At 41.9% G+C, this 21,428-nt stretch carries 20 protein-coding genes and 1 pseudogene; 18 read left to right on the top strand and 3 right to left on the bottom strand.

Annotated elements, in window-relative coordinates:
- Positions 1-39 precede the first annotated feature (39 nt).
- Complete coding sequence (locus EO766_RS10645) at positions 40-2,871, bottom strand: TonB-dependent receptor (protein ID WP_218331116.1); 2,832 nt, start codon at positions 2,869-2,871, stop codon at positions 40-42.
- A 131-nt stretch (positions 2,872-3,002) separates the two neighbouring features.
- On the opposite strand from EO766_RS10645, the gene EO766_RS10640 reads away from it, so the two are divergent.
- On the top strand, positions 3,003-4,469 hold the full coding sequence (locus tag EO766_RS10640; protein ID WP_218331115.1) for a RapZ C-terminal domain-containing protein: 1,467 nt from the start codon (positions 3,003-3,005) through the stop codon (positions 4,467-4,469).
- Between the two features lie 16 nt (positions 4,470-4,485).
- On the top strand, positions 4,486-5,229 hold the full coding sequence (locus EO766_RS10635) for a sugar phosphate nucleotidyltransferase (RefSeq protein WP_218331114.1): 744 nt from the start codon (positions 4,486-4,488) through the stop codon (positions 5,227-5,229).
- Between the two features lie 70 nt (positions 5,230-5,299).
- Here the strand turns inward: EO766_RS10635 and EO766_RS10630 are convergent.
- Positions 5,300-5,524, bottom strand: a pseudogene (locus EO766_RS10630) (IS982 family transposase); the annotation flags it as partial.
- A 297-nt stretch (positions 5,525-5,821) separates the two neighbouring features.
- Here EO766_RS10630 and gmd point away from each other — a divergent pair.
- The 16 genes from gmd (at position 5,822) to EO766_RS10550 (ending at position 20,787) form a co-directional block, all read left to right on the top strand.
- On the top strand, positions 5,822-6,931 hold the full coding sequence (gene gmd, locus EO766_RS10625) for a GDP-mannose 4,6-dehydratase (RefSeq protein WP_287101009.1): 1,110 nt from the start codon (positions 5,822-5,824) through the stop codon (positions 6,929-6,931).
- Positions 6,932-7,214: 283 nt separating this feature from the next.
- A complete protein-coding gene (locus EO766_RS10620) occupies positions 7,215-8,150 on the top strand; it encodes a GDP-L-fucose synthase family protein (protein WP_218331293.1) in 936 nt (311 codons plus the stop codon).
- A gap of 62 nt (positions 8,151-8,212) precedes the next feature.
- Complete coding sequence (rfbB, locus tag EO766_RS10615) at positions 8,213-9,262, top strand: dTDP-glucose 4,6-dehydratase (RefSeq protein WP_218058144.1); 1,050 nt, start codon at positions 8,213-8,215, stop codon at positions 9,260-9,262.
- Positions 9,263-9,273: 11 nt separating this feature from the next.
- Positions 9,274-9,831 carry a dTDP-4-dehydrorhamnose 3,5-epimerase gene (rfbC, locus tag EO766_RS10610; protein ID WP_074418309.1) on the top strand — a complete coding sequence of 186 codons (558 nt, stop codon included), beginning with the start codon at positions 9,274-9,276 and terminating at the stop codon, positions 9,829-9,831.
- A 121-nt stretch (positions 9,832-9,952) separates the two neighbouring features.
- Positions 9,953-10,822 (top strand): glucose-1-phosphate thymidylyltransferase RfbA, encoded by an 870-nt coding sequence (gene rfbA, locus EO766_RS10605; RefSeq protein WP_074418308.1) that lies wholly within the window; start codon positions 9,953-9,955, stop codon positions 10,820-10,822.
- 81 nt (positions 10,823-10,903) lie between these two features.
- On the top strand, positions 10,904-11,794 hold the full coding sequence (locus EO766_RS10600) for a MerR family transcriptional regulator (RefSeq protein WP_074419372.1): 891 nt from the start codon (positions 10,904-10,906) through the stop codon (positions 11,792-11,794).
- Positions 11,778-12,002 carry a hypothetical protein gene (locus EO766_RS10595; protein ID WP_074418306.1) on the top strand — a complete coding sequence of 75 codons (225 nt, stop codon included), beginning with the start codon at positions 11,778-11,780 and terminating at the stop codon, positions 12,000-12,002. The genes EO766_RS10600 and EO766_RS10595 overlap by 17 nt, the downstream gene beginning before the upstream one ends.
- Positions 12,003-12,235: 233 nt before the next feature.
- Positions 12,236-12,736 (top strand): RNA polymerase sigma factor, encoded by a 501-nt coding sequence (locus EO766_RS10590; RefSeq protein WP_074419375.1) that lies wholly within the window; start codon positions 12,236-12,238, stop codon positions 12,734-12,736.
- Positions 12,737-12,761: 25 nt separating this feature from the next.
- Positions 12,762-14,237 carry a bifunctional phytoene desaturase/3,4-desaturase gene (gene crtID / locus EO766_RS10585; protein WP_074419371.1) on the top strand — a complete coding sequence of 492 codons (1,476 nt, stop codon included), beginning with the start codon at positions 12,762-12,764 and terminating at the stop codon, positions 14,235-14,237.
- Between the two features lie 51 nt (positions 14,238-14,288).
- Positions 14,289-15,125 (top strand): phytoene/squalene synthase family protein, encoded by an 837-nt coding sequence (locus EO766_RS10580; RefSeq protein ID WP_074418304.1) that lies wholly within the window; start codon positions 14,289-14,291, stop codon positions 15,123-15,125.
- A gap of 82 nt (positions 15,126-15,207) precedes the next feature.
- Complete coding sequence (idi, locus tag EO766_RS10575; RefSeq protein WP_074418303.1) at positions 15,208-15,738, top strand: isopentenyl-diphosphate Delta-isomerase; 531 nt, start codon at positions 15,208-15,210, stop codon at positions 15,736-15,738.
- A gap of 9 nt (positions 15,739-15,747) precedes the next feature.
- Positions 15,748-17,256, top strand: coding sequence for a 1-hydroxycarotenoid 3,4-desaturase CrtD (gene crtD, locus EO766_RS10570; RefSeq protein WP_074419370.1), 1,509 nt, complete (start codon positions 15,748-15,750; stop codon positions 17,254-17,256).
- Positions 17,246-17,932 (top strand): carotenoid biosynthesis protein, encoded by a 687-nt coding sequence (locus EO766_RS10565; protein ID WP_074418301.1) that lies wholly within the window; start codon positions 17,246-17,248, stop codon positions 17,930-17,932. The genes crtD and EO766_RS10565 overlap by 11 nt, the downstream gene beginning before the upstream one ends.
- Entirely contained in the window at positions 17,929-18,438 is a 510-nt protein-coding gene (locus tag EO766_RS10560; protein WP_074418300.1) for a sterol desaturase family protein, read from the top strand. Before EO766_RS10565 ends, EO766_RS10560 begins: the two co-directional genes overlap by 4 nt.
- 6 nt (positions 18,439-18,444) lie before the next feature.
- Positions 18,445-19,608, top strand: a complete 1,164-nt coding sequence (locus EO766_RS10555; protein WP_081298665.1) for a lycopene cyclase family protein — start codon at positions 18,445-18,447, stop codon at positions 19,606-19,608.
- A gap of 165 nt (positions 19,609-19,773) precedes the next feature.
- The gene (locus EO766_RS10550) at positions 19,774-20,787 is read left to right on the top strand and encodes a YncE family protein (RefSeq protein WP_074419369.1); all 1,014 of its coding nucleotides are present in this window, start codon (positions 19,774-19,776) and stop codon (positions 20,785-20,787) included.
- 277 nt (positions 20,788-21,064) lie between these two features.
- On the opposite strand, the gene EO766_RS10545 is transcribed toward EO766_RS10550, so the two are convergent.
- On the bottom strand, positions 21,065-21,331 hold the full coding sequence (locus tag EO766_RS10545) for a type I restriction-modification enzyme R subunit C-terminal domain-containing protein (protein ID WP_074419368.1): 267 nt from the start codon (positions 21,329-21,331) through the stop codon (positions 21,065-21,067).
- Positions 21,332-21,428: the final 97 nt, after the last annotated feature.

The following is a 21,428-nucleotide window of genomic DNA, read 5'->3' as shown; positions in this document are numbered from 1 at the left end:
CCTTCTGGAGGCGGCTGCTATGGTGAGTTTAGAAAATACTTAGAAGTTAAAGGCTAATTTAACAAACATCCGCATGCCATTAAATCCCATTTGTACAGCATCGAAAGGACCACCGGATTCACTGTCGTATGCAGAAGCATAACGCGCATTCGGCACAGCTGACAAATCAGGGTGAACATTGAATAAGTTATCAATACCGCCAAATAATGTTACCGACTTGGCTAATTTGTACGAAGCATAAATATCGGTGGTTACTTTACCATGAAACAAAAAGTTTTCGGGTACAGAAGTGGCACCATTATCGGTAGTTACATAAGGGTCGTACCCATTGCCACTACCCGAAATATTCGGGTCGCCTGGTCCGTTGGGGGTGGGGTTTGGAGAACCGGAATAACCAAATCCCTGTGTGGTTAACTGTCCAAAATAGGTAAAATGTATGCCTGCTCCAAATTTATTGCGGCTATAATCTAATCCCAATGAGAATTTAGATTTTGGGGCCGAAGCCATCAGAAAAGACTGTTCACGGCTGCTATAAAATGTTTGTTGGTGCAGGTAACTGGTGTTGAGTACATTGGGCACATTCAAAGCATCAATTTTAATGTTGTTAAAGTTGCCCGCTAATGTGGCATGCAAATTACTTTTACCAATATGTTTATTATAATCTATCACAATATCTAAACCGGTATTGGTAGTGGTAACGGCATTTGAAAAGAATTGTGCAGCTACTACATGCAGACTGTTTAATGCCGAGGTAAGCGCTGTGGGCAGAGTATTGTCAGATGCACTGAATTGTCCGGATAATACTACCCTGTTTTTGATATGCACTAAATAACCATCGGTGGTAATGGTTAAACCGGTGGCTGGTTTCCAGGTAAAACCCAGACTGGCATTGGTTGATTTTTCAGGTGTAAGTGGTGGTATACCAGCAGTGCGGGCAACTGGACTGTAATTAGGAACTATTTTCACGGCTACTAACTGACCACCCAGAATGCTGGTTTCAGTATTACTAAAGTTAATTTGTTGTAAAGAAGGGGCGCGGAAACCGGTACTTACTGAACCACGCAGGTTAAAGTTGTCGGTTACCTTATAACGGGTTGCAAATTTGTAGGTAGCCACACCGCCAAAATCTGTATAATTTTCTGCACGTACAGCCATATCAATTAACCATCTACTGGTTACATCTATGGAGGCATCTGCATAACCAGCAATCACGGAGCGGTTTGCATTAATTTCGTCGTCGGGCTGAAAGCCGGGGAAGCCCTGCGCACCGGGCGCTTTACTTTGGTCGTACAAAGCATAAGAAACTTCTTCACCTTTATAAATTTTATAATTTTCATAGCGATATTCAGTACCAAATGCGAGATTAAATCCTTTGCTGATGTTTTTGTTCACACCCGCATTCACGGTATTCTGTAAAAAGCTAAACCCGCCATCATCAAAATTAGTTTTGTTGGCGCCGGCAGCATCTAAGGAAGCATTGAATGTTTTTTGGCCGAAATAATGGAAGTTATTATAACCGATAGTATTGCTGATATCCCAATTCCACCCCTTGCCTAAAGTGCCCCGAAAACCGGCAGAGCCTTCGTAGTCAGTAATATGTACATCTTCAATCGGGTTATAATAGGTTTCACTGCCATCTGCTGTTTTTTTCATGATGCCGGGTACAAAAATCAGTTTGCCATTGGCATCGGTGGGGAATCGTTCGGGGTGCGCAGAGAAGTTACGGGTATAGGCATAAGCATTCGAGTTTTTATAGTTATATCCACCAAAACTGTAAAAAGTAGTTTTGGTTCCTGCTACAGGAATTTCCATATTGTACATGCCCCCTACAGCCAGAACAGAAGCATCGCCAAAGGCTCTGCGAATGGTATTAACCGGCAATGCCTTGGGATTAGTTGCTACATTGGTATCAGGTACCTCACGGAAAGTTTTGCCGGCAGAACGGAAATCACCGGAAAAATTAATGAAGCCTCCATTTTTACCAATGGGTAATCCATAATTCAGACCCAACATTACGGTGTTACCATCTACCTGATGGCCGGTATAGTATTGGCTCGGGTCGAAGCCGTTGAGCGAATTGTATTTGTGGTCGTAGTAGCCCGACCAGCCGGTGTTGATGCTCAGGTGGTTCACATCTTTTTTCAGGATAATATTAATAACCCCTGCAATGGCATCTGAACCATATTGTGCCGAAGCACCATCGCGTAATATTTCCACCCGGTCAATGGCATCTTCCGGAATAGCATTTAAATCAGTTCCCGAAGCGCCTCTGCCACGGGTACCAAATAAAGATACAAATGCAGTCTGGTGCTGGCGTTTGCCATTAATCAAAACGAGGGTCTGGTCAGGGCCTAAGCCACGTAAAGTTGCCAGGTCAATCGCATCTGAGCCATCTCCGCCACTTTGTTTATTGTAGTTGAAAGAAGGGGCTAAATAATTCAGGGCCGAGGTAAGGTCCATCCTCGCCGTGGTATTGTTCACCGTGCCCAGCTTAATCACGTCTACCGGCACGGGCGATTCGGTTTTACTTCTTCCGGCCCCGCGGCTTCCTACCATCACCACATCGCCCAGATTGGCAACAGATTCTTGCAATACAATGTTAAGATTACCGGTAGTGCCCGCTTTAATGGTATGAGGTTCAAAGCCTACTGAGCTAATCTCCAGCGTAGCTCCCGGCGCTGCAATAATGGTAAATGCCCCCTGGGCATTGGTGCTGGTAGTGGTGTGGGTGCCTTTTACCCGTACAGTTACACTCTCCAGCGGTTGCCCCTTGGCGTCAGTTACTTTTCCGGTAATCGGTTTTTGTGCAAAAATTACGGTGGTAGTCAATACCATTCCCGTTAGCAGTAAAAGTTGTTTCAGTAGCTTCATGCATTTTAGTTTTGGTCAGAAATAGTGTAAAACTGTAAATTACTGTGAAGGTTTCAATTAATCTATTAAAAAATAATAAATAAAACCGTCATTTCAATTATTTTTATCCCCCAATCATTGAACCTTGCCTTATGCAAACGATTCCGGAACAAATTGCCAATTTAACCCAACAATATGCCGGTATGGTACCGGAAAGGATAGAGAAATTGCCGCCCAGTGGCAGTAACCGCAACTATTACCGGGTACACCTTCCCAAACAGTCGTTGGTTGCTACTTATAATTTGAATACCAAAGAAAACCAGACCTTTCAGCGCTTTAGTGCCCACTTTCGGCAGGCCAATTTGCCCGTACCGGCCGTTCTGGCCATGAATGCCGAACATACCCTGTACCTGCAGAATGATCTGGGTAATACCAGCTTACTGAATGTGCTGGAGGCTGATGGGCCAACTCCTGCGGTATATGCGCTGTTTCAAAAAAGTCTGGCCATGCTGGCTCAACTGCAGATAAATGGGCACCGGCATTTTCCCTACGAAGCCTGCTTAACGGCCAAAGAATTTGGCAAACAGGCCATTCTGAGTGATCTGCTGTACTTTAAATATTATTTTCTCGACACCCTCCAATTGTCCTATGATAAACAGGCGCTGATGGACGATTTTGAAGCACTGGGCTCTTACCTTACAAAAACGGAACACCATTATTTTATGGTACGCGATTTTCAGAGCCGCAATATCATGGTGCTGGAAGGTGCAGTATATTGTATCGATTTTCAAGGCGGAATGAAAGGCGCCCTGCAATATGATGTGGCCAGTTTATTGTGGCAGGCCAGGGCCAATTTAAGCGAGGACTGGAAGCATCGTTTACTGGAATATTATATGGATTGTGTTGACAGGCTCTTGCCGAAACCCCTGCACCGCACCGTATTTGAAGGGCAGTACAATGGCTATGTACTCATCCGCCTCTTACAGGTACTCGGCGCCTATGGCTTCCGTGGCCTATTTGAACGAAAGGCGCATTTCTTAGCCAGTATTCCGCTGGCCCTGCAAAACCTGCAATTCTTTCTGCAGCACCGGCAGATGGGTATTATTACCCCGGAACTGGACCGCCTGCTGCGGTTAATGACTGATGCGCCCATACTGAAACGTTTTCATATACCCAAAGCCAATGAGCATACGCCATTGCGGGTTGAAATCAACAGCTTCAGTTACCGCGAAGGGATCCCGGCGGATACAACCGATAACGGAGGTGGATTTGTTTTTGATATGCGGGGTATTCTGAATCCCGGCCGCATCAATGCCTACAAACATCTTAGCGGCATGGATAAACCGGTACAGGATTTTCTGGAACAGCAAACCCAGATGAATGTATTTTTAAACAGCGTATGGGATGTGATTGATATTACCATTCAGGAATACATGCAACGCGGCTTCCACCATCTGCAAATCAATTTTGGGTGCACTGGCGGACAACACCGCAGTGTTTATGCCGCCGAACAAACGGCCAGGCATTTGCGCAACAAATACAATCTGAAAGTACAGTTAAACCATACCAACCGTGCCAACTGGGTCACTACGCCTGTTACTGAATCTTCTAATATATAACCGTTAACTGATTGTTATGAATACCTCATCACCAGATCCTGTTATCAAAGCCATGTTGCTCTCTGCCGGCCTTGGTACCCGCCTGCAACCCTTTACCCTTAAGCATCCCAAGGCACTGGCTATGGTAAATGGCAAAACTTTGTTAGAGCGTAATATCTGCTACCTGCAACAATTTGGCATTACCAACGTGGTGGTAAATGTACACCATTTTGCCGATCAGATCATTGCTGCTATCGAGGCTAATCAGGGGTGGGGCAGTACAATTATGGTTTCAGATGAAAGCAGTGAAGTATTAGAAACCGGTGGCGGATTGTACCGTGCCCGAACCCTTTTTAGAGATTGTGATGCATTGGTGTTGATGAATGTGGATGTACTCACCAATTTGGATCTATATGTTATGCTGGCCCAGCATATTGCATTAGGTGCCTCAGCCACACTGGCGGTCATGCAGCGTACCTCTTCCCGCTATTTTTTATTTAACCAACGGAACCGCCTTTGCGGTTGGCGCAACCGGAAAACCGGAGAAGAAAAACTGGTATTGATGGATGCGCCTTTATATCCTAAAGCTTTCAGTGGCATCCATATCCTGCATCCCAATTTATTGCAGCGCCTGCCCGGTGCTGGTAAATATTCCATGGTAGATGTGTATTTGAAACTGGCACCCGATTATCCCATACTGTGCTTCGACCATACCGGCGATAGCTGGGTAGATGTGGGCACTCCCGAATCTCTGGCAGGCGCTGCAGCAATGTTTCAATAGGATTTGGGCTTCCTGTATTTGCAGTGTTTCACATCCACCAACATTTCTATTCCCCGCATTATCTCCTCCTGTCAATCACCATTAATTCACTCAGGTTTTCAAGCTTGGCAGAAATGTGTTCCTGAACCTGAATAATAAAGGGCGTTAACCGCCTTCGGTTGAAACGCCTTCGGTCAATCAAATTGGGAAATAGAGAAGCATAGTCCGTTTTCAGTTTACTCCATAACAGATTCTCTGAATATATACTTAATGCTTCCATGCAACAGGAAAGGGCTACACATAGAAAGTTCATCCTCCTTATTTCCTATTTTTCAGCTTCACTCCCCCCCCCAAAAAAAATTTGGAATCACTTTTTCCATACCGTACATTCGTGTTGGCGGTATCGGGCCAAATTTCCCATTTTTTATTGTTGAACATCGGTGTTACGGTTGCAGGTTGCAACAGATGATGCCCATTTGTTCCAAATATTCATTAAAACCATCAGGTGAAGTGCTGCTTTGCCTGTAAAACCCCTTATTTTTGCGCCCGTTAGCGGGCAGCAGGAAATTGCGGCAGATGGTACACATTATTCAAACTATTGAAGCATCCGGATATGAAAAAAGCATTGATTACCGGTATTACCGGACAGGATGGCGCCTATTTGGCGGAGTTATTACTGAAAAAAGGGTATGAAGTGCATGGTATTAAGCGGCGCAGCTCGCTGTTCAATACCGGGCGGATTGATCGGTTTTATGAAGACCCGCATGTACCGCACCGGCATTTGATATTGCATTATGGTGATTTAACCGATAGCACCAATTTAATCCGCATTATTCAGGAAGTGCAGCCGGATGAGATATATAATCTGGCAGCCATGAGCCATGTGCATGTGAGTTTTGAAACGCCGGAATATACGGCCAATGCTGATGGACTGGGTACTTTGCGGATACTGGAAGCCGTTCGGTTATTGGGATTGATACAAAAGACAAAAATATACCAGGCTTCCACCTCTGAATTGTATGGATTAGTGCAGGCGGTTCCGCAAAGTGAAACCACCCCCTTCTATCCCCGTTCGCCTTATGCAGTGGCAAAATTGTATGCCTACTGGATAACGGTAAACTACCGGGAAGCCTACAATATGTTTGCCTGCAATGGAATATTATTCAACCATGAGTCACCCTTGCGTGGTGAAACCTTTGTAACCCGGAAGATAACCCGTGCAGTGGCGAAGATTGCATTGGGCTTGCAGGATACCTTGTTTCTGGGAAACTTAGAAGCGCGGCGCGACTGGGGCCATGCGAAGGATTATGTAGAAGGCATGTGGCGCATTTTGCAACAGGAAAAACCGGACGATTTTGTGCTGGCTACCGGCATAACAACCCCTATCCGCGATTTTGTGCAGATGGCATTTGCCGAACTGGGCATTCACATTGGGTTTAGAGGTACCGGAGTGGCAGAGGAAGGGTATGTTACTGAAAACCATGGTGGTTATGCAGTACCGGAAGGGAAGGTGGTGGTGAAAGTAGATGCCCGGTATTACCGGCCAACGGAGGTAGACTTGCTGATTGGCGATGCTACTAAAGCAAAAGAAAAATTAGGATGGACCCCCACCTATACATTGGCAGAAATGGTAACTGAAATGGTAGCAGCCGATGTAGCATTGTTTAAACGTGAACAGTTTTTAAAGGAACAGGGTTTTAGGGTGAATAATGAATTTGAATAGGGAGTTGGGTGTTGGTCTTTGGCTGGTTGCAAGGCGTTCATGGCCTGTACGAATGATGGACTGATTTGTGGATGATGCTGAGATTTACCACCCACTCTGTGCCCTTTGCGTAACACTCAGCACTCTTTGTGGTTATATTTTGGCAAGTTGGTCTTTAGTTGTTGGTCTTTGGCGTGTTGGGATTTGGTATATTAGATAGAGAATACAGAAAATAGCGGATGATATCTTGCTAAACAAATCACCGAAACGAAACATATTTATCCAAAACGAATGCAATTATAATATGCATAGTACATCAAAAATTTATGTGGTAGGTCATCGTGGAATGGTAGGTAGTGCCATTGTTCGGGCATTACAGGCGGGCGGGTACATCAACATCATTACCCGTACCTCAAGGGAACTGGATTTGCGAAATCAGCAGGCGGTATTTAATTTTTTTGCGCAGGAAAAGCCGGAATATGTTTTTCTGGCTGCCGCAAAAGTAGGCGGCATTGTAGCCAACAATACCTACCGCGCCCAATTTGTGTATGAGAATTTGATGATAGAAGCCAATATTATTCATGCGGCTTATTTACATGGGGTAACCAAGTTGTTGTTTCTGGGTTCTTCCTGCATTTATCCCAAAATGGCACCACAGCCTTTGAAGGAGGAATATTTATTATCGGGGTATTTAGAGCCAACCAATCAGCCTTATGCCATTGCAAAAATTGCAGGAATAGAAATGTGCGATGCATACCGGGCGCAATATGGCTGCAACTTTATTTCAGCCATGCCCACCAATTTATACGGTCCTAATGATAATTATGATTTAAATACCTCGCATGTTCTGCCGGCATTATTACGCAAATTCATTACCGCTACCCGGAAACAGCAGGCAGAAGTGGTATTGTGGGGAACCGGAACCCCCAAAAGAGAGTTTTTGCATGTAGATGATCTGGCCGATGCCTGTTTGTTTTTAATGCAGCACTATAATGAACCGGGTTTGGTGAATGTAGGCTGGGGAAAAGATATTACCATTGCCGAATTGGCCCATCATATTCAACACATCACCGGTTACAAAGGCAGCATTCGGTTCGATACCTCGAAACCCGATGGTACGCCAAGGAAACTGATGGATGTATCCAAACTGAACCGTCTGGGCTGGAAGGCACATATTTCATTGGAAGAAGGGATTAAAATGGTGTATGCCTTGGTGAAAGACGAGCCATGGGAAGCATAGTTGTATTTTAAAACTGTATTATTTCACGAAAGGATTACAATAGCATGTACACTAAAAATATTATGATTACCGGAGGGGCAGGCTTTATCGGCTCGCATGTGGTGCGCTTATTTGTGACCAAATATCCGGAGTACCGCATCATTAACGCCGATGCGTTGACGTATGCCGGTAATTTAGCCAATCTGAAAGATATAGAACACTACGCCAATTATCAGTTTGAAAAAGTAGATATACTCGATGCGGCTGCTTTAGAGGCATTGTTCACACAATGGGGCATTACCGATGTGATACATCTGGCGGCTGAATCGCATGTAGACCGCTCTATTCTTTCACCCATGGATTTTGTGTACACCAATGTAGTGGGTACGGTTAATTTATTGAATACGGCTAAAAAGCACTGGGTGGCTCATTGGGATAATCATTTGTTTTACCATGTTTCAACCGATGAGGTATTTGGTGCGCTGGGCGAAACCGGGTTGTTCTCTGAAACTACGCCTTATCATCCCAATTCGCCGTATTCGGCCAGTAAAGCCGCTTCCGATCATTTTGTAAGGGCCTATGCCGAAACCTATGGTTTAAATACCATTATTTCCAATTGCTCTAACAACTATGGGCCATATCATTTCCCGGAAAAACTGATTCCATTATTCATTCATAACATTATTCAACGCAAACCCCTTCCCGTTTATGGCGATGGTTTGTATACCCGCGACTGGTTGTATGTAAAAGACCATGCACTCGCTATTGACTTGTTATTCCATAAAGGAAAAATCAATGATACCTATACCATTGGCGGATTTAATGAATGGAAGAATATTGATTTGGTAAAACTACTTTGTAGCCTGATGGATGAAAAGCTGCAACGTGCCCCTGGTGAAAGTGAACAACTGATTACACATATCAAAGACCGCCCCGGGCACGATAGGCGGTATGCTATCGACGCTACTAAAATCAACAAAGAACTAGGCTGGAAGCCTACCGTAACTTTTGAGGAAGGACTGAATGAAACCATTGACTGGTACCTGAACAATGGCGAATGGTTACAACAGGTAACCAGTGGTGCTTATCAGCAGTATTATGAAACCATGTACACTAAACGACACCAACATTAAAACATGGATGTATGAAGACAACGCCTACCCCTTTGCGGGATTGCTATTTGATAGAAAACACTGTGTTTAAAGATGAGCGGGGTTATTTTTTTGAAAGTTTTAATCAGCAAACTTTTTTTAAACAAACCGGTTTAAATATTTGCTTTGTGCAAGACAATCAGTCGGCCTCCTTAAAAGGTGTTTTGCGGGGGCTGCATTTTCAGAAAGGGGCGCAGGCACAGGCCAAATTGGTGCGGGTATTGGAAGGTTCTGTACTGGATGTAGCGGTAGACCTGCGCAAAGATTCACCCAGCTTTGGGCAGTATTTTGCCGTGGAGTTATCGGCCGATAATCATTTGCAGTTGTTTGTGCCCCGTGGCTTTGCCCATGGATTTGTAGTATTGAGTGAACGGGCGGTATTTTTTTATAAATGTGATAATTATTACAACAAAGCGGCAGAAGGGGGCATTCGATACAATGATGTGCAATTGCAGATTGACTGGCAGATACCTGCTGACGCATTGATTATTTCAGAAAAAGACAGGATTTTGCCTATGTGGGAGGATGCGATAGCTACTTGTGGATTTTGAGCAAAGGAATAGTTGCAAACGCCGGATTGTTGTTTCGGTCGTTTAAACAGATGGCAGCAACCAAAATGCAGTTACCATACTCTAAAACCGGAACCATTCTTTACAATAAAATTGTTACAATATGAAAGGTATTGTTTTGGCAGGCGGCAGCGGTACCCGTTTGTACCCCATTACCAAAGGCATTAGCAAACAACTGATGCCGGTGTATGATAAGCCCATGATTTATTATCCGCTTTCTGTTTTAATGCTGGCTGGTATTCGCGAAATTTTAATTATTACTACGCCGGAAGACAGTCCGCAGTTCCAGCGTTTACTCGGCGATGGTAAAGAAATTGGCTGTGCTTTTTCGTATGCCGTGCAGGAAGTGCCCAACGGGTTGGCACAGGCGTTTGTAATAGGTGCCGATTTTATTGGGCAGGATAAAGTAGCATTAGTATTGGGTGATAACATTTTTTACGGATCGGGATTTAGCAAGCTGCTGCAATCATTCAATGATGTGGAAGGTGCCGCAGTATTTGCTTATGAGGTGCAGGATCCGGAAAGGTATGGTGTAGTGGCCTTTGATGCGCAGCAAAAGGCCTTATCGATAGAGGAAAAGCCACAACATCCCAAGTCTAATTACGCCGTCCCCGGCTTATATTTTTATGATAATGAAGTAGTACACATTGCCAAAAACATTGCTCCTTCGCCCCGTGGTGAATATGAAATTACCGATGTAAACCGGGTGTATTTGGAAAAAGGTAAATTACAGGTAGGCATTATGAACAGAGGTACTGCCTGGTTAGATACCGGCACTTTTGATTCGTATAGCGATGCCTGTGAGTTTGTTCGGGTAATTGAAAAAAGACAAAGTAAAAAAATTGGCTGTATAGAAGAAGTAGCCTTTCGGATGGGCTTTATTACAGAAGCTCAGCTGGTAGCCCTGGCAGCCCAATATGCTAAGAGCGGGTATGGCGCCTATTTATTGCAAGTGGCCCGTTCTGCCCGGTAAAAGAAAATCCCGGCCGGAATACTGTTGAATATTTATATTTGAAAAAGTAAACAATTTTTTTTCGGCCTTGTTGTACATACTATGAATGCGTTTACTATAAAAGATTTAGAGAACCTGTCGGGTATTAAAGCGCATACTATCCGTATTTGGGAGCAGCGCTATAATTTTTTAAAGCCACAGCGCACTGAAACCAATATACGATTGTACAGCAATGAGGAACTGCGCACTTTGCTAAACATTGCTTTGTTAAATAAGTACGGTTTTAAAATATCGCATATTGACCGTATGAATCCCGCTGAAATCAACGACAAAATATTGTCGCTGGCACATATTCAGGCACAGCAGGAACGGATAGTGAATGAACTCATTGGTCACATGATTTATCTGAATTTAGAAGAATTTGAGGCAGTATTAGATAATTACATCATGACCAAGGGTATTGAAAAATCCATTACCCAGATTATTTTTCCTTTTTTGGAACGGATTGGTATTCTTTGGTTAACCAATCACATTAATCCGGCGCAGGAACATTTGGTAACCAATGTTATCCGGCAAAAATTAATAGTAGGCATTGAAAGCACACACAGCCATTTACAGCTCAATAAAACTGCCTTATTGTTTTTACCTGAAGGTGAACATCATGAGCTGGGTTTATTGTTCATGTATTATTTAATGAAAAGTAGAGGTGTTAAAATTTATTATTTAGGAGCCAATGTGCCCATTAAAGATATGGCTTATGTAGTTCAGGTAAAGCAACCCAATTTAATGTATACGCATTTAACTTCTGTTACCCATCATTTCAATCTTGAGAAAATGCTGCATCATATTCATAAGGAAATGCCTCAAATACCGGTAATAATATCCGGACAATTGGTGCAGCAGTATAAGAAGAAAGTACCTGACAATATATGTCTTAAAAAATCGCTGACAGAAGTAATGGAATACATTGCTACCATTGGAAAAACTGAGTAATCCTGTTTCCTATAGCACTGAAGGCCATTACCGTTGTAGTGGCTTTTTTATTGCCTGCAACAGCCTAAACAATGCATCTATTATAATGCTGCTGCACCGGCAAACGGTATGGGTTCATTGGCTCTTATTGAAGCGCATACCCATCCAAACAGATATGCAGCACGTATCTATAACCGAAAACATTGGGTACACTGTGTTTGCAGGGTAGCCGGCCATCCAAAAACCGGCATCATGTTGATTTAACAAAACCTTCAAATGGTGCAGCCGTGTTTAAAATGGGTAAATACAGTGTATAACCCGCTCATTCTGTTATACTTAAAAAACCTACTGGAATGGTGCACTGTTTTGTTTTATCTTTTACAAAAAATATTAAACAAAATATTTGGCAGTACGAAAAATATTTGTTTAACTTTACAACATCATAATTTAAACAATCAGGTTATGTCAATAGTAGAATTCAATCAAATGCTGGTTAATAACGCAGAGTTTTTAAAACCCTTTGCCATTACGTTAACCAAAGACAATGAGCAGGCCAAAGACCTGTTTCAGGAAACCCTGTACCGTGCGTTGGCTAATCAGGATAAATACAATGTTGGCACCAACATTAAAGCCTGGTTGTATACCATTATGCGCAATATTTTCATCAATAATTACCGGAGAAAAGCCAAGCAGCAAACCATATTCGATAGCACGCCCAATGAATTTTTATTGAACATCAATCAGGGTGCAGTGAGCAATGATGCACTTTCCAAAATCAATATGAAAGAAGTACAGGCCGCTATTCATCACTTGCCCGAAATCTTTCGCAATCCCTTTATGTTGTATTATGATGGATTTAAATACCACGAAATAGCTGATATATTGCATGAACCGCTGGGTACCATTAAAAGCAGAATACATTTTGCCCGTAAATTATTGAAAGAGCAAATTGAAAGGCATTAATTCGGTGTTATCTTAGTATCCTCTCATGAAGAAAAAAGCACTTGTTATAGGAGCCGGCTTTGCAGGCATGTCGGCCGCCAGTTTTATGGCGCGTTCCGGTTGGGAAGTAACCTTATTGGAAAAGCACAGTGGTCCGGGTGGCAGGGCGCGGCAAATGCACTGCGAAGGGTTTGTGTTTGATATGGGCCCCAGTTGGTATTGGATGCCCGATGTGTTTGAGCGGTATTTTGCTCAGTTTGGTAAAAAGGTAAGCGATTACTATTACTTAGAACGATTAGACCCCTCGTACCGGGTAGTTTGGAAAGATGGCCCGATGGATATTCCTGCCAGCTATCCGGCTTTTCAGGCATTGCTGGAAAGTTTAGAGCCCGGCAGTGCGTCACATTTGGAGGTTTTTTTAGAGGAAGCTGCTTATAAATACAAAGTGGGTATTCAAAAATTAGTACATAAACCCGGCCGCTCGTTGGGCGAGTTTTTAGATAAAGATTTGATATCAGGGCTGTTTAAATTAGATGTGTTTACCAATATGAAACAACATGTTGGCCGTTATTTTAAACATCCCAAAATACGGGAACTCATGGAATTTCCGGTATTGTTTCTGGGAGCACTTCCTGAAAATACACCGGCCTTGTACAGTTTAATGAATTATGCCGACGTAATAGGTGGCACGTGGTATCCACAGCAGGGTGGCATGTATTGCATTGTGCAGGCCATGCATCAGTTGGCCGAATCAATGGGCGTGCAGTTTCATTTTAACGCTGAAGTAAAAGAGATAGTCATTGAAAACGGCATAGCACGCCGCGTTATTACAGATGCCGGAACCTTTGAAGCCGATGTGGTAATAGCAGGGGCCGATTATCATCATGTAGAAACACAATTATTACCCAATGCCTATCGCTCTTATACGCCGGAATATTGGGAGAAACGCGTAATGGCACCCAGTGCCTTGTTGTATTATGTTGGGCTCAATAAAAAATTAAAAGGGATAACACACCACACTTTGTTTTTTGACACTTCTTTTGAAGGGCATGGTCGTGAAATATACAGCACCAAAACATGGCCGGAAGATCCTTTGTTTTATGTATGCGCACCATCTGTTACGGATAATACTGTAGCGCCGGAAGGATATGAAAATTTGTTTATACTGATACCCGTTGCAACGGGTCTGGAAGGCGATAGTTCATCGTTAAGGGAAATGTATTTTAATAAGGTAATAGAAAGAATGGAAAAACACTATTGCCAGTCTTTAAAAGATGCCATTTTGTTTAAAGAAACATTTGCACAATCGGATTTTGTTGAACAATACCATGCTTTTAAAGGGAATGCCTATGGTTTAGCGAACACTTTGTTCCAAACAGCTGTTTTAAAACCATCGTGTCATAGCAAAAAAGTAGCGAATTTATTTTTCACCGGGCAATTAACCGTGCCCGGGCCCGGTGTGCCACCCAGTTTAATTAGTGGCGAAGTGGTGGCAAAAGAAGTGGTAAAAAAATTTGGTTAAATGTTGTTGTGATAAAATCTAAAATTATTATATTAAAAAAAATATTTGTTTATGATGAAACTGTTTCACTCGGTAAGTCAGGAATGCAGCCGCATTACTACACAGCAGTACAGCACTTCTTTCTCCAGTGCCATTAACCTGCTGCACAAAGATTTGCGGGCACCCATTCACAATATTTATGGATTTGTAAGATTTGCCGATGAAATTGTAGATACTTTTCATGACTTTGATAAAGCAACCCTGCTGGCAGAATTTAAACAGCAAACCTATGATGCATTGGAAAGAGGGATCAGTCTGAACCCGATATTACACAGTTTTCAGTTAACCGTACATCAATACCATATTGAACGTGATTTAATTGATGCTTTTTTATACAGCATGGAAATGGATTTAACCCGGCAATGTTACGACCGTACCGGTTATGAAGAATACATTTATGGCAGCGCCGAAGTAGTGGGTTTAATGTGCTTACATGTATTTTGTGATGGAAACAAAACATTGTATGCGCAATTGAAACCGGCAGCCAGGAAATTAGGGGCTGCTTTTCAAAAGGTAAATTTTCTGCGCGATGTAAAGGCCGATTATGAAGGGTTAGACCGCATCTATTTTCCCGGATGTGATTTCAAAAATTTCAGTGCTTTGCAGAAAGCGGCCATTGAGGCCGATATTCAGGATGATTTTGATGCTGCCTATCAGGGTATTCTGCAACTGCCCATGAAAGCCCGTTTTGGGGTATATGTAGCATACAAATATTACCTCTCCCTGTTCAAAAAAATTAAGCAAACTGCACCACATAGAATTATGCAGGAACGCATTCGCATACCCGATTATGGCAAAATGGTTATTTTAGCAAAGGCCGGAATACGCGGTCAGTTTAACCTGTTATAATATTCGATATAACTGTATACAATTTGCGATGTTTTTGTATACAAATCGATATCATTCATGCTAAAAATGTAATAGTGCTCCTATGGAATCTGTAATGTTGGTCAATACAAAAGATGAAGTCATTGGGGTGATGGAAAAAATGGAAGCCCACCGGAAAGGTTTGCTGCATCGTGCGTTCAGTATATTTATTTTTAATACAAAAGGAGAATTGTTATTGCAGCAAAGAGCATTGCAGAAATACCATAGTGCGGGTTTGTGGACCAATACCTGTTGCAGCCATCCCCGACCCGGTGAAAGTATTATAGTTGCCGCAGAAAGAAGATTGAGTGAAGAGATGGGATTTACCACGCCTTTGCATAAAATATTTGATTTTGTATATCGTGCTCCTTTTGAAAATGGATTAACCGAACATGAATTTGATCATGTACTGGTGGGTTATTATGATGCAGCAATAGAACCCTGCAATACTGAAGTGCACCATTTTCGTTATGCTGCTATGGGTGCCATTCAGCATGAATTAACCATCAATGCTCAGTTGTATACCACCTGGTTTCAGATCGCTTTTCCAAAAGTATATGCCTGGTGGCAAATGCAACCGGCATTTTCTTTTTAAATTTGTTACATGCAGCAACAGCCCTCCGTAATTATTATTGGTGCAGGTGTAGCAGGTTTAGCGGCTGCCATTCGATTGGCTGTGGCAGGTTATCCGGTACAGGTATTTGAAAAAAACAGTTATCCCGGTGGCAAGCTGAGTTATTTTGAACTGGATGGCTATCATTTTGATGCAGGCCCCAGTTTGTTTACCCAACCTGCCAATATTGAAGCTTTATTTGAATTGGCCGGTGAACCCATCCATGACTATTTTCAATACCGTAGTATGCCGGTGGCCTGTCGTTATTTTTATGAAGATGGCACTAAAGTAGTGGCTTATACCAATATCAGCCAGTTTGCCGCAGAAGCAGAGCAAATGCTTGGTGAGCCTGCGGCCAATATTGCGCATTATTTAAAAGATGCTTCCAACTTGTACAACAAGGTGGGTACGCTATTTTTAAATTATTCGTTACATCAACCGGCTGTTTTTTTTCAAAAAAAAATCATTACTGCTTTAGCAGCAATTCGCTTCAAACATCTTTTTAAAAGTTTACACCAACTGAACAAACAATATTTCCGGCAGGAGAAAACGGCACAGTTATTTAACCGATATGCTACCTATAATGGCAGTAACCCATACCGGGCACCGGGTATGTTAAGTGTAATACCACATTTAGAAATGAATGAAGGCACTTTTTATCCTGAAGGAGGCATGATTGCCATTACCCATGCATTGCATCACCTTGCTTTGAAGAAAGGTGTGCAGTTTCATTTTAATGCCCCTGTTGAAAGCATTATCCACGAAGATGGACGGATAAAAGGTATTTACAGCAAGGGTGTACCGTACATGGCCAATCTGGTAGTGAGCAATGTTGATACTTATTTCACCTATCGCTATTTATTAAAAGATGAAAAGACAGCAGCAAAAATTGACCGGCAGGAGCGGAGTAGCAGTGCTCTGATATTTTATTGGGGTATTGCAAAGAGTTTTCCTGAATTAGATCTGCACAATATATTTTTCAGTAACAATTATGCCGCTGAGTTTGCTGCCATATTCAATGAAAAAAAGCTGTACCCCGATCCAACCGTATACATCAACATTACGGCCAAATGTGAACCCGGCATACAGGCACCTGCCGATAAGGAAAACTGGTTTGTAATGATCAATGTGCCTGCTGCAACACGTAAAGATATGGCTGTCATGCAACAACAGGCCCGAGCCGCCATCATTAACAAATTAAACCGGATGTTACATACCGATATTGCCCCCTTGATAGAGGCAGAAGCCATATTAGATCCGGTGCAAATTGAATCTATAACCGGATCGTATAAAGGTGCTTTATATGGCACCAGCAGCAACAGCAAATGGGCTGCTTTTTTGAGGCATCCCAATTTCAGTAAAACCATCAAAGGATTATACTTTGTGGGGGGCAGTGTACACCCGGGTGGAGGTATACCCTTATGTTTGCAAAGCGCTAAAATTATGAGTGGATTAGCCATTCCTTATTTGAAAAAAATCAGCACCCGGGATGACAGATAAACAAATAGAAAATGGGTCGGTATTTATTGCATTGCTGGTGCATGTAAGTGGTGCTATCGGTATATTGTTTACCGGTTACAAACATTGGTTTGTGGCATTCACTCCACTCAATTTGTTGTTGATGTTGTTTTTGTTAATCGCCAATCAGCGCAAACGCAACAAGGCTTTTTGGATGTACGCAGCCCTGTGCTTTGCAATTGGAATGGTAACAGAAATGATTGGTGTACATACCGGCTGGTTATTTGGTGATTATGTGTATGGCAAAGTAATGGGCATTCAATTAGCCGGTGTACCATTACTAATTGGGGTCTATTGGTTTGTGGTGGTATTTTGCAGTGGTACCATTATGCGATTTGTGATAGAACGCCTGTTCAGGGTTTTTACCTATATGCACGGATTTTTCGACCGGAGGTCGGTACGCATTGTAATGGTGATAGATGGTGCCATTTTAGCCATGTGCTTTGATTTAATCATGGAGCCTACTGCCATTAAATTAGGTTTTTGGCATTGGGATGCAATAAAGGTACCCGTGTATAATTATCTCTGCTGGTTTCTTGTCAGTGCCGGTTTATTAACAGTTTTTCAATACATGGATTTTTATAAAAAGAACCATTTCGCTGTACATTTGTTCATTATTCAAGCCCTGTTTTTTTTGGTGTTAAGTCTTTATTTATGATGTTAGCTATTTATATATTTGTTACAATTGCTACTTTTTGTGTGATGGAAGGCATTACCTGGTTAACCCATAAATATGTTATGCATGGTTTTTTATGGTACCTGCATGAAGACCACCACCAAAAAGGGAAAGGTTTTTTTGAAAAGAATGATGCCTTCTTCCTCATATTTGCCGTACCCAGTTGGTTGTGTATTATGCTGGGTTTACAGCATGTCAATTATTTTGCCGCTGCCATTGGTTTTGGCATTGCTTTATATGGGCTGGCTTATTTTCTGGTGCATGAAGTAATTATACACCAGCGGTTTAAGTGGTTTACGCGCAGCAATAACAAGTATGTTAAAGCCATTCGCTGGGCGCATAAAATGCACCACAAACATTTGGAGAAAGAAGAAGGCGAAAGTTTTGGGATGTTGATTGTTGCCAAAAAATATTGGGATAAAGTAAAACGCGATGAACAAATTCAGCAATCGCAAAACAATACAATGATTCCCTCACATCATCAATAGAAATATTTGCCCCTGCAATTTGATTATATTATTACCGGTGCCGGTTGTGCCGGGTTAAGTTTATTAATGCGCTTGCTGCAAGAGCCTGCCATGCAACAAAAAAAAATTCTGGTGATTGACAAGGATGCTAAAAAAAATAATGACCGTACCTGGTGTTTCTGGGAAGCATCACCCGGATTATTTGAGCCAATTGTTCACCACAGATGGGAGCAGCTTCGGTTTGTGGCACCTGCTGTTGATACTAATTTTTCAATTACACCTTACCAATACAAAATGATTCGTGGCATTGATTTCTACGAGTATGTGCTGCAGCAAAGCGCCGGATTTGACAATGTTCAATTGGTATATGCAACGGTACAGGCATTGCGTAATGAAAACAATGGCGTAACTGTTGTAACTGATCATGGCACATATACCGGAGAGTATGTGTTTAACAGTATTGTAAATGCCGGCAACTGGCCACCTGATGATTTTAAAGGATATTTTTTATGGCAGCATTTTAAAGGAAAACTAATAGAAACCAACCAACCGGTTTTTGATCCGAGTATGGCTACTTTTATGGATTTTACCGTAAGTCAGCACAACGGCACCACATTTATGTATGTATTGCCATTTACTTCAAATACCGCATTGGTAGAATACACTTTATTTACCAAACAACTTTTAGCATACGAAGTATACGATGCGGCCATTGATACTTACTTGCAGGAAAAATATGGAGTTGGCAATGGATATCATGTATTGCATGAGGAATTTGGGAAAATACCTATGACCAATTATCATTTTACCCCAAAAGAAGGGCACATTATTCATATAGGTATTGCCGGCGGACAGGCTAAGGGCAGCAGTGGCTATGCTTTTTATTTTATACAGCAACAAACGGAAGCCATTGTAAAAAGTCTGTTGCAGTTTGGGCAACCTAAACTCAGCATTTCTTTGCAACAGCGAAAATTCAGGTGGTTTGACAGTGTGTTATTACGCGTATTGCAAAAACAATTATTACCCGGCCATGAGGTATTTGCCGCTATTTTTAAACAGAACGCACCTGACACCATACTAAGGTTTCTGAATAATGAAAGTAGTATTAATGAAGACATCCAGATTATGCGCAGTGTACCTATGTGCATATTTTTACCGGCGGCACTGCACACGGTTTTTTTTCGAAGATAGAAAAGCCCGTTTACAATGTCCAAGACACAACTACAGATTTGCTACAAAATGTACCCATAATTTTGATTGGACACCCCATAAATTCTTATTCTATATTACTGCGCATTCATTGTTGCCATATTTCATGACCGCAATGAAACAACTTTTTTTAATAAAAATTACAATATGAAATCAATTATCACTTATTGTTGCCTACTCCTGGTAAGTATAATGACTGCCCAAGTCTGTATAGCCCAATCCGGCTATCACCTCAGCGGCCATTTTCCGATTGCCAGTACAGGTTGGTGGGACTACATAACAGTAGATGCCGCTTCGAATAAATTATACGTATCGCATGGTACACAGGTGAATATTCTCGATAAAAATACCGGCGATTCATTGGGTGTTATTCCCAATACGAAGGGCGTTCACGGTATTGCACTGGTACATGGGTTGGGGAAAGGATATATCAGCAATGGCGGTAGTAACAATGTAACTGTATTCAATTTATCGAATAATCAAGTAATTGGCCAGATTGCCACTGGTGAAAATCCGGATGCCATTTTTTATGATGGCTATTCCAAAAAAATCATTACTTGTAATGGTAGAAGTAAAGATTTGTCGATGATAGACCCGGCAGCAGATAAAGTAGTGGGCACCATTGCAGTAGGCGGCAAACCCGAAACTGCAGTGAGCGATGGTAAAGGGAAAATATTTGTAAATATTGAAGATAAAAGTGAAATAGTGGTGATTGATATTAAGAAAATGGCTGTAATAGCCCATTGGCCAATTGCTCCGGGAGAATCACCTACTGGTTTAGTGATAGATGTACACACCAACCGATTATTTGCCGGTTGTGAAAAACGATTAATGGTAGTAGATGCCAACAATGGGAAGATAGTAGCTGATTTGCCAATAGGGGATGGATGTGATGGCGTGGTGTTTGACCCTGCTTTGCATTATATCTGCACTTCGAATGGATCGGGCACTATGACGGTAATAAAAGAACTATCTAAAGACAAATATGAAGTGGTGGAAAATGTACCTACTAAGCGTGGTGCCAGAACCAGTTGCGTGGATGAAGCAACGCATACCATTTATATGCCTACCGCTAATTTTGAGCCCATGCAACCGGGTGAAAAAGGACGCCCTAAAATGATAGCAGGTTCGTTTCAGGTTCTTAAAATTGTGCATGAATAAGCATCAATTGGGTATGAATGCAATGGGTAAGGTAGGATACCTGTATTGAAAAAAACTAAAGTGTAGGAAATGTTGTGGCCTCGCCAGAACTCATTTTGATGTTACTAAATACTTCTGAAGCATGGAATAAGGCCTTCATTTAGAGGGAGCTTAAAAGTTTATATGAATTTGTATTTATTTTTTTGAAGAGTTTCTCTAATTCACATTATATTTAATTTTAAATATATATTAAAATGTCTTGGAAATATCTTAGGTTAAATATTAAATGAGTAATCTCCTATGCAATTCTCTTCTGATACAAAAATTGTTGAAACTCGATGAAAAGCCTACTAATGTTAGTCACATCACCCAAAATTTCTTTCGCATCTTCTAATGATTGATACTTGTTTGTCAGCAAGATAGGTAGTTTTTCTTGGTCGAGTTCGTCAACGCCTGTTTCAACGTATTTGCTCAACACGAAAGTGATAAACTCTTTTTGTTTGTCGTTGAGTAAGGCAAAAATGGTCGCTTCGGCTCCTGACTTGTCCGCCTTTCCATAATCCAAACAAATAGTTTCTGATAATCAACTACTTATGATACTTTTTATCTATTTTGACCGCACTAACCAGGTCAAATGCTACACATTAGAATTGTAAAAACAA

Source organism: Hydrotalea sp. AMD, assembly GCF_004100315.1.
Classification (GTDB): Bacteria; Bacteroidota; Bacteroidia; order Chitinophagales; family Chitinophagaceae; genus Hydrotalea; species Hydrotalea flava.
Note: the sequence above shows the minus strand (reverse complement) of the source record. Positions and strands in the feature narration are given on the sequence as shown.

Coding starts and splice junctions, on each gene's coding strand:
- EO766_RS10645 (WP_218331116.1), bottom strand. CDS start 2,871: ATGAAGCTACTGAAACAACTTTTACTGCTAACGGGAATGGTATTGACT.
- EO766_RS10640 (WP_218331115.1), top strand. CDS start 3,003: ATGCAAACGATTCCGGAACAAATTGCCAATTTAACCCAACAATATGCC.
- EO766_RS10635 (WP_218331114.1), top strand. CDS start 4,486: ATGAATACCTCATCACCAGATCCTGTTATCAAAGCCATGTTGCTCTCT.
- gmd (WP_287101009.1), top strand. CDS start 5,822: ATGAAAAAAGCATTGATTACCGGTATTACCGGACAGGATGGCGCCTAT.
- EO766_RS10620 (WP_218331293.1), top strand. CDS start 7,215: ATGCATAGTACATCAAAAATTTATGTGGTAGGTCATCGTGGAATGGTA.
- rfbB (WP_218058144.1), top strand. CDS start 8,213: ATGATTACCGGAGGGGCAGGCTTTATCGGCTCGCATGTGGTGCGCTTA.
- rfbC (WP_074418309.1), top strand. CDS start 9,274: ATGAAGACAACGCCTACCCCTTTGCGGGATTGCTATTTGATAGAAAAC.
- rfbA (WP_074418308.1), top strand. CDS start 9,953: ATGAAAGGTATTGTTTTGGCAGGCGGCAGCGGTACCCGTTTGTACCCC.
- EO766_RS10600 (WP_074419372.1), top strand. CDS start 10,904: ATGAATGCGTTTACTATAAAAGATTTAGAGAACCTGTCGGGTATTAAA.
- EO766_RS10590 (WP_074419375.1), top strand. CDS start 12,236: ATGTCAATAGTAGAATTCAATCAAATGCTGGTTAATAACGCAGAGTTT.
- crtID (WP_074419371.1), top strand. CDS start 12,762: ATGAAGAAAAAAGCACTTGTTATAGGAGCCGGCTTTGCAGGCATGTCG.
- EO766_RS10580 (WP_074418304.1), top strand. CDS start 14,289: ATGATGAAACTGTTTCACTCGGTAAGTCAGGAATGCAGCCGCATTACT.
- idi (WP_074418303.1), top strand. CDS start 15,208: ATGGAATCTGTAATGTTGGTCAATACAAAAGATGAAGTCATTGGGGTG.
- crtD (WP_074419370.1), top strand. CDS start 15,748: ATGCAGCAACAGCCCTCCGTAATTATTATTGGTGCAGGTGTAGCAGGT.
- EO766_RS10565 (WP_074418301.1), top strand. CDS start 17,246: ATGACAGATAAACAAATAGAAAATGGGTCGGTATTTATTGCATTGCTG.
- EO766_RS10560 (WP_074418300.1), top strand. CDS start 17,929: ATGATGTTAGCTATTTATATATTTGTTACAATTGCTACTTTTTGTGTG.
- EO766_RS10550 (WP_074419369.1), top strand. CDS start 19,774: ATGAAATCAATTATCACTTATTGTTGCCTACTCCTGGTAAGTATAATG.